7 protein-coding genes are annotated in these 16208 nt (G+C 65.6%); 3 read left to right on the forward strand and 4 right to left on the reverse strand.

Annotation, left to right across the window (positions count from 1 at the left end):
• Positions 1 to 9 precede the first annotated feature (9 nt).
• Together PD284_RS11130 and PD284_RS11135 are read right to left on the reverse strand one after the other, a co-directional pair.
• The gene (locus PD284_RS11130; protein WP_274628264.1) at positions 10 to 1650 is read right to left on the reverse strand and encodes an ABC transporter substrate-binding protein; all 1641 of its coding nucleotides are present in this window, start codon (positions 1648 to 1650) and stop codon (positions 10 to 12) included.
• A gap of 47 nt (positions 1651 to 1697) precedes the next feature.
• A complete protein-coding gene (locus PD284_RS11135) occupies positions 1698 to 2753 on the reverse strand; it encodes a dipeptidase (RefSeq protein ID WP_274628265.1) in 1056 nt (351 codons plus the stop codon).
• Between the two features lie 190 nt (positions 2754 to 2943).
• Between PD284_RS11135 and PD284_RS11140 the strand changes: the two genes are divergently transcribed.
• The 3 genes from PD284_RS11140 (at position 2944) to PD284_RS11150 (ending at position 8085) form a co-directional block, all read left to right on the forward strand.
• Positions 2944 to 4140 carry a M24 family metallopeptidase gene (locus PD284_RS11140; protein ID WP_274628266.1) on the forward strand — a complete coding sequence of 399 codons (1197 nt, stop codon included), beginning with the start codon at positions 2944 to 2946 and terminating at the stop codon, positions 4138 to 4140.
• Positions 4141 to 4410: 270 nt separating this feature from the next.
• Positions 4411 to 5646: an NAD(P)/FAD-dependent oxidoreductase gene (locus PD284_RS11145; protein ID WP_274628267.1), complete on the forward strand. Its 1236-nt coding sequence runs from the start codon at positions 4411 to 4413 to the stop codon at positions 5644 to 5646.
• A gap of 222 nt (positions 5647 to 5868) precedes the next feature.
• The gene (locus PD284_RS11150; RefSeq protein ID WP_274628268.1) at positions 5869 to 8085 is read left to right on the forward strand and encodes an adenylate/guanylate cyclase domain-containing protein; all 2217 of its coding nucleotides are present in this window, start codon (positions 5869 to 5871) and stop codon (positions 8083 to 8085) included.
• 164 nt (positions 8086 to 8249) lie between these two features.
• On the opposite strand, the gene pbpC is transcribed toward PD284_RS11150, so the two are convergent.
• Entirely contained in the window at positions 8250 to 10337 is a 2088-nt protein-coding gene (gene pbpC, locus PD284_RS11155; protein WP_274628269.1) for a penicillin-binding protein 1C, read from the reverse strand.
• 270 nt (positions 10338 to 10607) lie between these two features.
• Positions 10608 to 16073: an alpha-2-macroglobulin family protein gene (locus PD284_RS11160; RefSeq protein ID WP_274628270.1), complete on the reverse strand. Its 5466-nt coding sequence runs from the start codon at positions 16071 to 16073 to the stop codon at positions 10608 to 10610.
• Positions 16074 to 16208 lie beyond the last annotated feature (135 nt).

Raw genomic sequence — 16208 nt, forward strand, 5'->3', positions numbered from 1 at the left:
AGCCAAGCGTCAGTTCTTGCTGACGGTGCCGACGAAGTTCGTGTCGAAGCTCAGTCCCAGCTTGTAGTTCTGCACGTTCTTCCGGTAGCCGGCGACTTCCGTCTGCTGCCAGATGATGACGAACGGGCTTTCGGCCAGAACCGTTTTCTGCAGCTCCTGGTACATCGCCGCACGCTTGTCGTTGTCGCGTTCGAGCAGGGCGGCCTTGGTCTTTTCGGTCAGCTCCGGCACGTCCCAGGCGTTGCGCCAGGCAAGCGTCTTGTTCGGCGAGTCGTCGGCGTTGTTCGGATTGGACGTGAACGTCTCCGCATTGGAATTCGGATCGAAATAATCCTGGCCCCACTGGCCGATATAGATGTCGTGATTGCGGGCGCGGTACTTGGTGAGAGTCTGCTTGCCGTCGCCCGGGATGATCTCGACCTTGATGCCTGCCTGGCCCGCGGTCTGCTGGATGGATTCGGCCACGCCGGTGACCGGCTGCGTCGAGCGCACGTCCATGGTGACGTTGAAGCCGTCCTTCAGGCCGGCCTTTTCCAGCAGTTCCTTCGCCTTCGCGACGTCGAGCTTGTAGGGGTTCTCGTCCAGCGCGCCGAGCACGCCATCGGGCAGGAAGGTCTGGTGGATCTCGCCGACGCCCTTGATCAGGGTCGCGCCGATGGCGTCATAGTCGACGAGCCACTTGAAGGCCTCACGCACCTCGGGCTTGGCCAGCGTCTCGTTCTTCTGGTTAAGGCTGATGTAATAGACCGTGCCCTTGGCGGCGCTGGTGGTCGCCAGATCGGCATTCTGCGAGACGGCTTCCAGATCGCCGGGCTCGAGGTTGCGGGCGACGTCGACGTCTCCCTTCTCCAACATCAGGCGCTGCGTGGCGCTTTCCTTGACGTGGCGGTAGATGACGCGGGCAAGCGGCGCCTTCTCGCCATGGTAATTGTCGTTGCGCTCCATGACCACGACCTCGTTGGCGCGCCATTCGCGCAGCTTGAAGGCGCCGGAGCCGGCAAAGTTGGTCTTCAGCCAATCGTTGCCGAAGTCGTTGTCGAACTTGTAGTCATCGCTCGGCGTCACCGCAGCGACGTGTTCCTTGACCAGCTTGCTGTCGACCACCGAAGCGACCGTCGCGGTCAGGCAGTTGAGCACGAAGCTCGGCGCATAGGCCCTGTCGACGGTGAACACGAAGGTCGTGTCGTCGGCCGCCTTGGCCTTCTCGGCCACGTTGTCGCCGGTCAGGCCGAACTGCTGGATGATGAAGGCCGGACTCTTGTTGAGTTTTACGGCGCGCTCGAACGACCAGGCGACGTCAGCCGCGGTGAGAGGGTTGCCCGAGGCGAATTTCAGGCCGGGCTTCAGCTTGAAGGTATAGGTGAGGCCGTCGTCGGAGACGGTCCAGCTCTCGGCCAGGTCGCCTTTGACCTTCGACGTGTCGTTGAGGTCCAGCCTCACGAGCAGATCATAGGTGTTGCTGGTGACCTCGGCCGTCGACAGCTCGAAAGCCTCGCCGGGGTCCATGGTGATGATGTCGTCGATCGCAAAGGCTTCGATCAGCGTGTCGGCCGGCGTTTCAGCCAGGGCAGGCGCGGCGACAAGCAGTGCAGAGAATGCGGCGCCGGCAAGCCAGACGCGCGAACGGGACGTGATCTTCTCCATCAGCATTTCACTCGTTCCCTATTGTAAATGTTGTGGTTTTTTTCTTGGCGGATCTATTTTTCGCCCCACGCTTCCCCCAGGACGCGGAGCCAATTCTCCCGGCAGATCTTCGCCAGTTCTTGGTCACCATATCCGGCGTTTTTCAGGGCGGCAACGAGGTTTTGGAGGCCCGAGGCGTTGCCGATTTCCTTCGGCACCATGGCGCCGTCGAAGTCCGAGCCGATCGCGACGCAATCAATCCCGGCGCGCTTCACCAGGTGGTCGATATGGCGCACCATGTCGTCGAGTGGCGTCTCGCCGACTTCGCGGCCGTCGGAGCGGAGCATGGTGACAGCGAAGTTCAGCCCGACGAGGCCCTTGCGTTCGCCGATGGCGTCGAGCTGCTTGTCGGTCAGGTTCCGTGCGACGGGCGTCAGGGCGTGCGCGTTGGAATGGCTGGCGATCGGCGGGTGCTCGCTCAGCTTCACGACGTCCCAAAAACCCTTCTCGGTGATATGAGACAGGTCGATGAGGATGCCGAGGCGGTTGCATTCCTTCACCAGCGCCTTGCCCGCCTCCGTCAGGCCCGGTCCCGTGTCCGGTCCCGACGGATAGGCGAAAGGCACGCCGTGCCCAAAAATGTTGTTGCGGCTCCACACGGGCCCGAGGCTGCGCAGGCCGGCTCCGTAGAACAGTTCCAGCGCCGCCAGATCCGCGCCGATCGGCTCGCAGCCTTCCATGTGGAGCACTGCCGCGAACACGCCCTTGTCCATCGCCTCGCGGATGTCGGCCGTGGTGCGGCAGAGTTTCCAGACTCCCGCACGATCCAGCTTCAGCGCGATCGCTGCCTTGGCGACCGCGATGTCGAGGGACGGTTGACGTTCGAGCGGGGGTGACAGCGGGTTGGCGTACTGGCCCCGGGTGTTGGGCGGATTGAGCGTGAGAGGCTTCGAATTGGGAATGTAGATGGCGCAGAGACCGCCGGCCAGGCCGCCGGCCTTGGCGCGGGGAAGGTCGATGTGTCCGGACGTCGTGCCGTTGACCATCTCGGCGATCGGATCGCCGCCCGCCTGGACATTGCGCCACAGTCGCAGCAGGACATCGTTGTGGCCGTCAAAGATTGCTTGCATGCGTTGCTCCGAGTTTGGTCCCGATCATCTGTATGGCCGAAGACATGGCAAGGGAAATGTTCTGTCCAGCCGCGCGAAAAAGCCCTGCTGGCCCATTGCGTCGGCAGGCCAGTAGCAATCACGCTGTACGCATCAGATGCGATTTGGTAGGACCAGATTGCATCTTTGAGCCAGTGACGTGGAGGAGCGCGTGCACACCCAGGCCAGCGCCGGCAAGACAGCCGGCATTCCGTTCGACCAGCATCGCGTCGACCGCATCATGGAGGAGCATGGGCTAGACGTGCTCGTGGCGACATCGAAGCACAACGTCCAGTACATGCTGGGCGGCTACAAGTTCATCTTCTTCTCGGCTATGGATGCGATCGGCCACAGCCGCTACCTGCCGGTGGTCATCTACCGGAAGGGCAAGCCGGAGCAGGCGGCTTACGTCGCCAACAAGATGGAGGGCGCCGAGAACGCGGTGCACCCGTTCTGGACACCCACCTTGCACGCCAATTGCTGGGGCAGCGTGGACGCGGCCGAGCAGGCGGCGAAGCACCTGAAGAGCCTCAATCTCGGAAACGCGCGGATCGGCATCGAGCCCGCCTTCCTGCCGTCCGACGCGCATGCGGTGCTGGCGGCGTCGCTGGGCTATACGCATCTTGTCGACGCCACCGGTGCGTTCGAGCGCATCCGCGCGATCAAGACGCCGGAGGAACTGAACGTCATGCGCCAGGCCTCCGAGCGCATCACGGACTCGATGCTGGCCGTCTTCGCGGCATCCGAGGAGGGCTCGACCAAGGAGGACATCGTCGAGGCGCTTCGCCGCGAGGAAACCAACCGTGGCCTGCAGTTCGAGTACTGCCTGATTACGCTGGGCTCCAACTTCAACAGGGCAGTGTCTGCGCAGGCATGGAAGAAGGGCGAGGTGATGTCGCTCGACTCGGGCGGCAACTACAAGGGCTACATCGGCGATCTCTGCCGCATGGGCATCCTGGGCGAGCCGGACGCCGAACTCGAAGACCTGATGGCCGACATCCTCGAGGTGCAGGAGGCGGCGATATCGCGGGCGAAAGCCGGAAACCTGGGCGGCGATGTCGTCGCCGGCGGCGAGGACGCGCTGCGCAAGAAGACGCACATCGCCCCGTTCACCGACTTCTTCACCCACGGCATGGGCCTGATCACCCACGAGGCGCCCTTCCTGATGACCAACCATCCGGTTGCCTATGAAGGCGTGGATGCGGCGCGCCGCCTCGAGGCCGGCATGGTCATTTCGGTCGAGACCACGATGCTCCATCCGTCGCGCGGCTTCATCAAGATCGAGGATACCGTGGCGATCCACGAGGGCAGGGCCGAACTCGTCGGCGACCGCGGCCGCGGCTGGAACCGGGGCGGAACCACGAGGTAGCGGCGCGGCGAGACGCACTCCTGTTTGAAGGTGTGGGGGCAAGCGGCGAAAGCCGCGCGGCCCCGAGCCGCGTAGCGGGCCGGGGGCAAGAGGCCATATGCGATTGCCCCTGCGCCTCCCCGCGTGTTCCCTTGAAGTAAACCCGCGCCTGCGGGATACCTTCCGGACGCGGCAGCGAACGCTTGTTCCACATGCGTGCCGGTCCGCATCGGTCTCTCGCTTCCACAGGGCGTTCCTGCCGGAAGTCAGCCATTCGGATTGGGAGTGCGCATGGGTGCGGGAATGGTCATCGTCGGGGCGGGAGAGTGCGGCGCCCGTGCAGCACTTGCCTTGCGCGAGCACGGCTATGTGGGGCCGGTCACTCTGCTCGGGGCGGAAAGCCATGCGCCCTATGAGCGCCCGCCGCTCTCCAAGGACGCCATCACCGACGAGGACGAGCCGCAGCCGAAGCATGTGGCGCTTGCCGAACGTTTTGCGGAGCAGCGCATCGACCTTCTGACCGCTCGCCATGCCATCGCCATCGACCGCGAGGCGCAGGTGCTGCGCCTTTCCGACGGCTCGGCAATCGCCTACGACAAGCTGCTGCTGGCAACCGGGGCCATGGCGCGCCGCCTGCCCATGGCCGAGGCGGCCGGAGAGCGCTGTCTCACGCTGCGCACCTTTGATGACGCGGTCCGCATCCGCGGCCTGCTCGGTCCTGGCGTACGCGTCGCCATCGTCGGCGGCGGCTTCATCGGTTTGGAACTTGCCGCAAGCGCCCGCGCCCGCGGGGCGGAGGCCGTGATCATCGAGGCGCAGCCGCGCGTCCTGATGCGCGGCGTGCCGGAAGCTCTCGCGGCCGTCATCGTCGACCGGCATGGCGAGGCCGGCGCGGAGCTGATCTGCGGGCAGGGCATCTCCTCCATTGCGGAAGAGACGGCAGGCGTCGTCATCGAGCTGGAAGGCGGCCGTCGCATCGAGGCCGATTTCGCCGTCATCGGCATCGGCGCGCAGCCGGCAACGCAACTGGCCGCCGAGGCCGGGCTCGAGATCGACAACGGCATCGCCGTCGACGGCCTGCTGCGCACCAGCGACGAGAACATTTTTGCGGCCGGGGACTGCTGCTCGTTCCCGCTGGAGATATACGGCGGACGCCGGGTCAGGCTGGAATCCTGGCGCAACGCGCAGGATCAGGGCGAGCACGCCGCGCGCAGCATGCTCGGCGGCACCGAGCCTTTCGGCGTGGTGCCCTGGTTTTGGTCGGATCAATACGATCTCACCCTGCAGATCGCGGGCCTCGCCGAGGGAGCCACCGAGGTTGTCCGGCGCGATCTCGGTGACGGTGCATTCATCCTCTTCCACCTTGCCGACGACGGCCGGCTGATCGCTGCCAGCGGCATCGGACGCGGCAATGCGGTTGCGCGCGACATCCGGCTGGCGGAGATGCTGATCGCCAGGGGCGTGAAGCCTGACCCTGCCGACCTCGCCTCGGCCAACGTGAAGCTCAAGGGCCTGCTGAAGGCGTAGGAACTGGGCCGTGGGCACATGGACCTGGCGGTGTTGCGATGCATACGCAAAATGAACGTCGTCGGGATCAGCTAGATCACCGCCATATGCGATCTGAGAGCGACTTCCCGACCTCAGATTTCTTGAGGGTGTTCTTGTGCTTCGGGCAAACTGGACTGATAAACAAGGCCCGACTAGTATGTCGCGCCAGGCTCGCATCGCTGCTGCACTGCGGAGACCGCGATGGAACGCCGCCTTGCCGCCGTGATGATCGCCGACGTTGCCGGCTACAGCCGGTTGAGCAGGGCCGACGAGGAAGGTACCCGCGCGCGCTTCCTTTCGGATCTGAACGAAGTCTTTGAGCCTCTGATCTCTCAATTCCATGGGCGATTGGTAAAGACGATGGGCGACGGGCTGCTCGTCGAGTTTCCAAGCGTCGTTGATGCGCTTCGCTGCGCGGTAGAGGTGCAACGGGCAAAAGCCGAACGCGATAGACATGCTCCTCCAGAACAGCGGCTAAACTTTCGCATTGGCGTGAACATCGGCGACGTGATTGTCGAGGGTAACGATATTCACGGCGATGGTGTGAACATTGCCGACCGCATCCAGACACTAGCCGAACCCGGCGGGACGGCGATCTCGGGTACGGCCTACGATCACGTCAAGGACAAGGTTCCGTTCGCACTTTCGGCGCTCGGAGAACAGAAGGTAAAGAACATTCCCGAACCCGTCAGAGTGTATCATGTGGCGGATCGGACGACGGCGAACCGGAGCGTCGCTTCGACGAGAAACGGTCGGCGGAGATACACATGGCTTGCCCTGGCCGCGGTTGCCATGGTGGGGATCGTATTGACGGCACTGACCTGGCGCCAGTGGCACTTAATTCCGTCTTCCTATGAACAGGCGGGGGCGACACAACCTTCTCTGGCGGTTCTGCCCTTTGACACGATGGGCGACAGCCAACAACAAGCATACCTCGCCGACGGCTTTTCCGAAGACCTGACAACGGCGCTAGCCCGCATCCCCGGCGTGTTTGTCGTCTCCCGCAACGCAGCATTCGCCTACAAGGACCGAACGGTACAACCCACCGAAATCAGCAAAAAGCTTGGCGTACGCTACCTGCTCGAAGGATCAATTCGGCGCCTTGGAGACGATATTCGGATCAACGCGCAACTTATCGATGGCGAGTCCGCCGGCCATCTGTGGGCCGAGCGTTTCGACGGTCAATGGTCGGATGTGTTCACCCTGCAAGATACGGTGGTCGACAGAATTGCGGGTGCGCTCAAGCTGCGGCTTGTGTCCAGCCAAGGCAAAACCGGCACTGCCGGCGGCACGAACGACCCGATTGCATACGAAGCCTATCTGCGCGGCTCTGAGCTCGAGGGTAGAGGCACACCCGATGCAATCGTCGACGCGGAAGCGTTGTATAAGCAGGCACTGACGCTGGACCCTGCCTTTGGGGCGGCTGCCGCGGCCCTGGCTTCCCTCTATTGGAACGCCGACGACGCACGTTCAAAAGCCCTCGGCTTGAGCTGGAAAGAAATCGTTGAGAAGCGCGGGGAAGCGTTGCGCATGGCGGCAAGATACCCTTCTCCAACCTATTACCAGGTCTCTGCAGACCTGCTTGTCAGGGAACGCAAGTCAGACGAAGCGATCAAGCTCTTGCAGCGGGCGATTCCGTTGAACCCGAGCGACGACTGGACCTATGTGGTGCTCAGCGACGCTCTCAACTTCAACGGTCGCCCGAGAGAAGCTCGAGCCTACCTCGATGCAGCCATGCGGGTCGACCCTGGCTGGACCGACTGGCGTCACTACCAAGCCGGCCTTGCCGAATTCGGGCAGGGGCGTTTCAAGGAGGCGATTGACGCGCTTGAAAGGATCAATCCGGACTCGCCCAGTCCGTGGCCAAGGTTTTTCGGCCAGCATCTGCTCCTGTCCGCCTATGGGCATCTCGGGCATCCCGACAAAGCACGTTCTGTCAAGAGGACGTTGGAGGCCCTGGTCGAGGCCACGGATGGCGGCGAACTCTGTCAGTTGGTCGCACAACAATATTTTGTCTACATGGATGAGGCAGACATGCTTCGCCTACTCGACGGCCTAACCAAAGCTGGCGTCAGCGCGCTCCCCTCCAGCGCCGTTCCGAAGCTCGGTGATCGGCTATCAGGTCCGGAGGTTCGGTCGCTCGTTACCGGCCACACGCTTGCCGGCCGCGAAATTGCACCGACGGTAAGCGACTTCGGGCTGACCATTTGGCCAAACGGCAAGTTCAACGCATTCTTCGGCCCCGACGGTGTCAGCGGAACGGTCTGGGTGCAGGGTGATTTCCTGTGCACGGCAACGGCCGAACGGCTGACGAATTGCGCTGCGGTGTTCCGCAATCCGGTCGGATCGGCGGCTCAACGAAACGAATATCGAGCCGTCTTCCGCTGGAGCCAGTTGGAGTTCTCGGTCATCAATTGATCGAGCCCATCTTGGCGACCGAAGTCGAGCGAGGCACTTGTTCGATGAATGCCTACGACAAAGCCGTTTGAACTCCTGCCGGGATGAATTCTGCACCGCGCCACTGCCTGGATCCTGCTCATGATCCTCTCCTGTGGGGGGTAAATGGGCGAAGGCGGACCGTCTCACTCCACGAACACCTTGACGCTGGCGGCGCGGCCTGCCGCGTCGATCACGGTCAGCGTCGAGAAGCCGGTCGTATCGGGTTGCCAGGTCGCCTGGCGCCGGCGGATCGGATCAGCGAGCGGCTTGCCGTTCGCCAGCCATCGGAAGGGCGCGCGGCCGCCCTGCAGCTTCAGCACGAGCGGCTGGGCGCCTGACACAAGATCATCGAGTGCGACACGCGCCCCGTCCGGGGGGAACACGATGCGCGGCGCGGGTTCGGTCGCCTTCGAAACCACCAGCCCCGCCTCGTCGGTCGCAAAGCGCGCCAGCGTCACCGGCAGTTCTCCCTGCTTCTGCTTCACAAGGCCGGGGGGCGGAGAGGGAAGGGCAACCGCCGCCAGTCCCGACCGCTCGAAGCCCTCGAAAAGAATGGGGGCGGCCGAGACGTAGCCCGAGAGGCCGGGAACCGGCCCGCCGTCGGCCCGGCCGACCCAGACGCCAAGCACGTAGCGGCCGTCATAGCCGACCGACCAGGCGTCGCGGTAGCCGTAGCTGGTGCCGGTCTTGTAGGCGATCCCGCGCGGCCGCGCGCCCTCCGGCGGCTTTACTCCGGCCAGCATGTCGGCCACCTGCCACGTGGCATTGGTGTCGAGGATGGCGCCAACGCCGGTCGGGGCGATCTTTTCCGTGCCGTCCCGCAGCACGTTCACCTTGCCGCCATTGGCGAGGCCGGCGTAGAGCTGCACGAGGTCGCGCAGCGATATGCCCGCGCCGCCGAGGCCGATTGCGAGGCCGGGCGCCTGTTTGTCGGGCAGGTCGAGGGTGACGCCGGCCTGCCTGAAGCGGGCGATCAGCCGGGTCGGACCGACCGCGTCGAGGAGCCGGATCGCCGGCACGTTGAGCGACAGCTGCAGCGCCTCCCGTATCGTCACGTCGCCCTGGTAGCTCATGTCGAAATTACGCGGGCGGTAGCCGCCGAAATCGGCCGGCCGGTCCTCGATCATGGTCTCCTGCGCAATGAGGCCCTGCTCGAAGGCCAGCCCGTAGATGAACGGCTTTAGCGTCGATCCCGGCGAACGCAGCACCCTCGTCATGTCGATCCAGCCGGAGCGGGCGGAATCGAAGAAGTTGGCGGAGCCGACCTCGCCGAGGATCTCGCCGGTGCGCGCATCCGCCAGCACCATGGCGACCGACAGTTTCGGGCCGAGTTTTTGTGCCGCGCTGCGGGCGACCGCCTCCAGCCCCTCCTGCACGCTCTTTCGGATGGTGAGACGGTGGCTGAATGCCGACGGATCCTTGCGGAGCGCGGCGTCGGACAGGTGGGCCGCAAGTGCGGGGAGGGCAAGGCGCGCCGAGGGTATGGGCTCGACCGCTGCACGTTGCGCCTCGCGTTGCGAAAGGACGCCTGCGCCCACCATGCGGTCGAGCACTCTTTCGCGCGCCGCCTGTGCGTTTTCCGGGTTGCGGTCCGGCCGCCGCCGCTCGGGCAACTGGGGCAGGGCGACCAGCATGGCGGCCTCGGAGACGGAGAGCCGCCTGGGCTCCTTGCCGAAATAGGAGAGCGAGGCGGCGCGCACGCCCTCCAGATTGCCGCCATAAGGCGCCAAGGTCAGGTAGCGCTGCAGGATTTCGGGCTTCGTCAGCCGCCGCTCGATCTGGAGGGCGCGCAACATCTGCCGCAGCTTCGAGCCGAGACTGCGGTTTTCGCGAGGCTCGATCAGCCGCGCCACCTGCATGGAGAGCGTCGAGCCGCCCGACACGATGCGCCCGTTGCCGACGAACTGCATCACGGCGCGGCCGAGCGCCAGCACGTCGATGCCGGGATGGTCGAAGAAGCGCTTGTCCTCATAGGCGACCAGCATCCTGACGAAGTCCCGGTCGACCTGATCGACCTCTGTCTTCAATCGCCAGCGGCCGTCGACAGTGGCGAAGGCGCGCAGCAGCTGTCCGTCGCGATCCAGGACCTCGGTGGAGACGGTCAGCTCCGCCGGCAGCGGCGGCGGATAGACGCGATCGAGCCGGTCCAGCGCGAAGTATGCGCCGCCGGCCAGAACCACGAGCGAGGCGGTGGCGATAGCGCTGCGGCGGAGCCACTTGCGACCGGTCATGACGCTCTCCGCCGCATCGCCGGGATCGCTTGAGCCGGGTCACCCCCCTCTGTTCTGCCGGACATCTCCCCCACAAGGGGGGAGATCCGCTTGCAACACGACTTTCGCCAACCGCCAACGTTGCCGAATGCTCGAGACGGCTTGAGCTGCCGATCTCCCCCCTTGAGGGGGAGATGTCCGGCAGGACAGAGGGGGGTAACGTAGAGCACCGGCCCAGCCTTGCTTTCAGGTTCGAGGCGATAGGGCATTGCAGATCCTACGCAGGCCCTCCTACTGCGCCTTCACCTCCATCATACCCGTCGCGGTGCGGGCCGAGAACTGCGGGCGGTACATGTCCTCGATGTAGGCGGCAGGGTGGACGAAGACGCCGGGCGTCACCGCGCGCACGACATAGGCCAGCGTCATCTCGCTGCCGGCCTGGTCTGGATTGAAGGCGGCGACGAAGCGGTCGTCGCGGAACTCCAGGTGCGCGGCATCGGTCTTCGCCAGCCAGGAGAAGTTCGACAGGTCGGCGCTGGAGACCAGCCCCGGATTGTCGATCTCGAACCCTGCCGGAAGCAGGTCCTGGATCAGCACGCGGGCGCCCCAGCTGTTCTGGTTGGTCGCCTTGAGCACCACGACGTAGCGCTCGTTCTGCCTCGCTTCGGTGACGTTCGCCTCCTCGCCGTCCAGCGTGTAATAGGTGCGCTGGATGCTAAAACCGTCGCCGCCGGCCGGCAGGGGCTCCTTCGGCGCGGCAACAGTGGTCACCACCGCCTGGATCGGGTCCTTGCCCTTGTTGGCGACGACGATCGGGTTGACGACGAGTTCGTCGCCTGAGACTGTGCGGGAGAGGGCGCCGGTATGCGGCTGGCCGTCGACATCGAGCGTGATGCCGCCGGTGTTGCTGACCAGCCCCCGTGCGGCAAGCACCATCCAGGCCTGGTCCTGGGTGCTCGTCCAGCGGGCACGCGCCCGCTCCGCCGAGACCAGTCTCACCAGTTCCTGCGTGGCCGAAGGCATCGGCTTCGTCTCCGCGGCCAGCGCAAGCATGGCGGCGCCGTCGCGCAGCGGCGAGCCGTAGTCGGTGCGGTACCAGTCGTGCTCGGGCTGAGACCTGGCGAGTTGGAGGGCCGCGTCGAACATCTGCTCCGAACGCTGCGTGTCGCCGTAAAGCGCGAGGCTCGCCGCGAGCTGGGCCACCGCCAGCGGGCTCGAGAAGCCTTCGAGCTGCGTGTCGGCATAGTAGCGCAGGTCGCCGACCGACGCCTTCTTGTTGCGCGCCAGCACATAGAGCGCATAGGCGATCTCGCTGCCGCGGTCCTGTACGTCGATGTCGTAGGAGATCGAGTTCTGCAGGTTGCTCAGCGCCTGCAGCATGGCGTTCGAGGGAACGTCGTAGTTTTGCTCGCGCGCCCGGCTCAGGAAGTCGGTGACATAGGCATCCAGCCAGAGGTCCCCGGAGCCTGGCGACCACAGGCCGAAGCTGCCCGACGACGACTGGTAGTTGAGCACGCGGTAGATCGCCTCCTGCACGCGGCCCTTCAACTCCGGGTCGTCCGGCATGCCGAACGGCTTGGCGAGTTCGCTGACATAGAGCAGCGGCAGCGCGCGGCTGGTCGTCTGCTCGGCGCAGCCATAGGGATAGCGGTCGAGCGTCATCAGGGTCGAGGCCACGTCGAACGCCGCTGCCGGGGACACGGTGAGGCTCACCGACGCGCCTTCCAGCACGCTCGCCGACAGCAACTCGCCGTCGACGCGCAGGCTGCGGCCGTTCGGACCGAGATCGACCACCATCCGGTTGGTGACGGGGAGCGCCCCCGGCCGGATCGGCAGATAGAGCTGCTGCTCGACCGATACGCCCGCGGCGTTGGCAAGCCGGATGGTCACGCCCGCGTCCCCGGGCGCGACGGCGGTGAGCGGGATCGTCATCGTCTGCCGCTTGCCGCCGACGAGATTGACCGTCGCGGGATACTCGCCGTGGCCGACCAGAAGGTCGCCTGCCGGTTCGATGGAGAGCGCGTATTCGCCGTCCGGGGCGTCGGTGTTGGAGATGTCGAGCCGCATCGTGGCGGAATCGCCCGGCGCCAGGAAACGCGGCAGCCCGGCGGTCAGCACGATCGGGTCGCGTACGATCACGTCGGCCGTCGCCTTGCCCACGGCCTCCTTCGTCCAGGCCACCGCCATGACGCGCACAGTGCCGTTGAACTGCGGGAGATCGAAGTCGACGGTCGCCTTGCCGTCGGCGTCGAGCTTCACCACGCCCGAGAAGAAGGCGACAAGCTTCTCCTTGGGAGGGCTGCCCTGCGCGGTCATGTTGGCGCCGTCGCCGCCGGTGCGAAGGCGTCCCGCCGCACCCAGCGAACCGTCGATCAGGCGGCCGTAGACGTCGCGGATCTCCAGCCCGAGCATGCGCTGGCCGAAGAACCAGTCGACCGGGTCGGGCGCCCGGTAGTTGGTGAGGTTGAGGATGCCGACATCGACTGCAGCGACCATGGCATAGGCGTTGTCGCCTGCAGTAGCACCCTTCACCTCGACGGGTACCGAGAGGGTCTGCCGCGGCACGGTCTTTTCCGGCGGGCTCAGCGTCACGGAGAGCTCGCGTGCGCCGGGATCGACCTGCAGCCATTTGAGCCCGATGGCGCGGGCCGGCATGCGCGTCTCTTCGGCCTCGCCGGGACGGAAGAGCGTCGCCGTCACATACGCGCCGGCGCCCCAGTCCGATCCGACCGGAATGTCGATGGTCGTGCCTTCGGCAGGCACCGTCGCTGTGATCGTCTTCAGCAGCCGCTCTGCGCCGATCGTCACCAGCATCTCGCCGGCAAAGCGCGGCGAGACCTTCAGCCTGGCGACTTCGCCCGGCGCATAGGCGTTCTTGTCGAGCGCGACTTCGAGGCCGTCCGGCGTTTCGGTGGAGGTTGCGGAGACATACCAGCCGGCGTCGAACTCGTAGCTGGTGGCCGGTCCTTCGGGATCGGAGCTCTCGATCTCGAGGCGGTAGCGGCCCCAGTCGACCGGAACCGAGATCGCAGCTTCCCTGTCGGTTGCAGCGTCGATGGATCCGTTGGCGACCGCCTCAGTGAGGGTAATCGGCTCGTAGTTCCAGGAACTGCCGCTGCGATACCACTGGTACTGCCGCTCGACCTTGACCAGCGTCCAGAGCAGGCTGGATTCCGCCTTGCGCTGGCCCGCGCTGTCGACTGCGATCACGCTGAACTTTGCGGTGCCGCCCTGCGGGACCGAGCCGTCCTCGAAGTCGGGTTGAATGCCGATCATGTCGCCTTGCGGGCGGATCGCGATGTCGGCCGAGCGCTCGACGGCGCGGCCGCCCGTCTCCCGCATGCGCACCGTCACCTTGGCGTTGACCAGGCGCGTCGTGGAGGGAAGGGCATCGATCGCGACCGGGAACGTCGCCTTGCCGTCGTCGCCGACCAGCGGGAGATCGGCCAGCGGGGTGCGGGTGGCGTCGCCCTCCTGCTCGTCGGCGAGCCCGAAGGAATAGCCCTTGAACGCATCCCACTCGCGGCTGGTGGCGAGGGTCACTTCGCCTTCGAGCGCAAGGCCGGCTGCCGGCGCGCCGTAGAGGAAGCGGCCATCGACGGTCATGTTGGCGGTCTCACCCGCCGCGATCTCGGTGCGGTCCGCCGTCAGGTCGAACTCGATGCGATCGGGGACAAAATCCTCGACCAGGAACATATGGCTGGCGACCGCCGGCTGCTTCGGGTCGGTGTGGATCGCCACTGTCCAGGTGCCGCGCATCGCGCTGGGCGAGAGCGGCAGGGTGACGGCATGGCCGCCGGCTGCCTCACCGTCGCTGACCGCGCGGCGCTCCTCGACGCCGTCCGGGCGGGTGAAGATGAAGGTGAGCGGCAGCTTGTCCACCGCCGTCGCCTCGGCGTTGCGCGCAAGTGCGGCCACGTGAACCTCCTCGCCGACACGGTAGATGCCGCGCTCGGTCCAGGCATAGACGTCCAGTTGTCCAGGCGCTTCGCGGCCCTCGACGCCACGGTCGGACAAGTCGAAGCCGGCCTTGGTCATGTCGAGGAAGACGAAATCCTCGCCGCCGCGGCTGGCCGTCAGCACGGCCGGCACCATGCCGCCTTCGCCGCGGGTGAGGCCGGGCTGGAACACGGCCTTGCCCTCGGCATCCGTCTTCGCGGTCCCAAGCACTTCATTGTTGCGCGCGAGCAGGGTCAGTTCGGCGTCGGCGACCGGCTTGGCGCTGCCGAGCGAGCGGGCGAAGACGGTAAGGCCGTCCTGTCCGGTATAGGTGGACAGGCCGATGTCGGACACCACGAACCATTGCGTGGCGCGCTGGTCCCAGGTGTCGCGATTGTCGTTCAGCGGGGCCGCGATCAGGACATAGACGCCGGGCCTGCGCTGCGGCAGCGCCTCATCGATCGGGAAGCTGGTCGTGACTTCCTTGTTGAGCTCGCTCGCCACCTCGATCTGGCCTTCCCAGACCGGCTCGCCAACCTGGTCCGAGATCGAAGAGATGTCGTAGCCGTCGAGCTGGTTCAGGAACTGGTAGCCGGAAAGAAGCTGCGCAAGCGAGCGGTCGCCGATGCGATAGAGCTTCAGGTCGGCCGCTTCCATGTTCACGGTGACCAGCGGGATGCCGCGGCGCGCGGTCGACGGCAGCACGAAGCCGTTGCCCGTGAAGCGCACGGACGCCGCGCGGTCCTGGATATAGATCGACAGCACGACGGGGCTCTCGATCACCTCGCCGATCGCTGCCGGCAGGCCGGGGCGGAAGGCGACGCTGTAGTGCTTGCCGTGCTCCAGCCCGCCGACGCAGATCTGCTGGCCCTTGGCTTCGACCGCCTTGGGCGCCTGATTGTCGACCTTCACGAAGGTCGAGTAGTCGACGCCGGTCTTGACCAGCTCTTCCGAGAACTGGGCGCAGACGCGCGGCGAGGCGTTGTCGGAATCGACCGTGTGCTCGACGACGCGAAAACCCTTGCGGGCCTTCAGATCCTCGTAGTCGGCGCGCACGGCGGGGGCGTTCACGAGAAGCAGGCTCGCCTCGTAGGCCTGGAGCGCCGGGCGGAACTGGTCGCGGCGGTCGAGCCCGACGGCGATCCTGGCCAGCGCTTCGGCGCGAAGGGCAGCAGTGCGCACGAGCAGATAGGCGTTGAAGGCAGCCGACGTGGCGTCGCTCCTCAGCGATCCGGTTTCCTGGTCATTGATCGCCTGCACGGCGAGCACGGCGTCGGCAAGGTTCAGCCACAGCGCGCCATCGTCCGGCGTGATCGACAGGGCCGCCCTGAACTTCTGCATCGCCGTGCGCGGGTCGCCGGTCAGCATGGCGGATTCGCCAGCGTTCACCAGCGAGCCCAGGCCCTCCGTCTCCGGCTGACCAGCATTGATGATCACCCTGCGATAGCTCTGGGCCTCGGCCGCCATCCATTCCGGGAAGAAGGCGAGCGCCGGCGGCGCGCCGATGTCGGCACCGCCTTCGAGGTTGACGATCTTGCCGGCGACGGCGCCGCTAAAGGGCTTTTGCAGGTTGTAGTCGGACTTCAGGAAGCACCACCTGGCCTTGGTGTTGTAGGTGAAGGCCCGGCATTGGTCGTCTGTCAGACAGGTCGTCTTGCACTGGTCGAGCGAGACGTTGGGCTCGGTCCTGAGATCGAAGCCGAAATAGTCGGCGTTCTCGGTCGTGACGATCGATCGCGCTTCGCCGGCGGCTCGCGCCACGCCCGCCGAGACCATCACCGTCATTGCCAATGCAAGCAGGATACGTGTCGCGCGCATAGCCGTTTGCCCTCACTCATCGCTGCAACCGTTGCGAGCAGGATTCGCCGCTTTTCCTCGACGCTTGTCAACTCGCCCGCTGCCGGCGCAGCGCCTGCAGGCTCTATTTGTGCCGCTTTGATTATGGTCGCATTG

Source organism: Mesorhizobium shangrilense, assembly GCF_028826155.1.
Lineage (GTDB): Bacteria > Pseudomonadota > Alphaproteobacteria > Rhizobiales > Rhizobiaceae > Arvimicrobium > Arvimicrobium flavum.

Bases quoted from the DNA above. Each gene is read 5' to 3' on its own strand.
- PD284_RS11130 (WP_274628264.1), bottom strand. From the start codon at position 1,650: ATGCTGATGGAGAAGATCACGTCCCGTTCGCGCGTCTGGCTTGCCGGC.
- PD284_RS11135 (WP_274628265.1), bottom strand. From the start codon at position 2,753: ATGCAAGCAATCTTTGACGGCCACAACGATGTCCTGCTGCGACTGTGG.
- PD284_RS11145 (WP_274628267.1), top strand. From the start codon at position 4,411: ATGGGTGCGGGAATGGTCATCGTCGGGGCGGGAGAGTGCGGCGCCCGT.
- PD284_RS11150 (WP_274628268.1), top strand. From the start codon at position 5,869: ATGGAACGCCGCCTTGCCGCCGTGATGATCGCCGACGTTGCCGGCTAC.
- pbpC (WP_274628269.1), bottom strand. From the start codon at position 10,337: ATGACCGGTCGCAAGTGGCTCCGCCGCAGCGCTATCGCCACCGCCTCG.
- PD284_RS11160 (WP_274628270.1), bottom strand. From the start codon at position 16,073: ATGCGCGCGACACGTATCCTGCTTGCATTGGCAATGACGGTGATGGTC.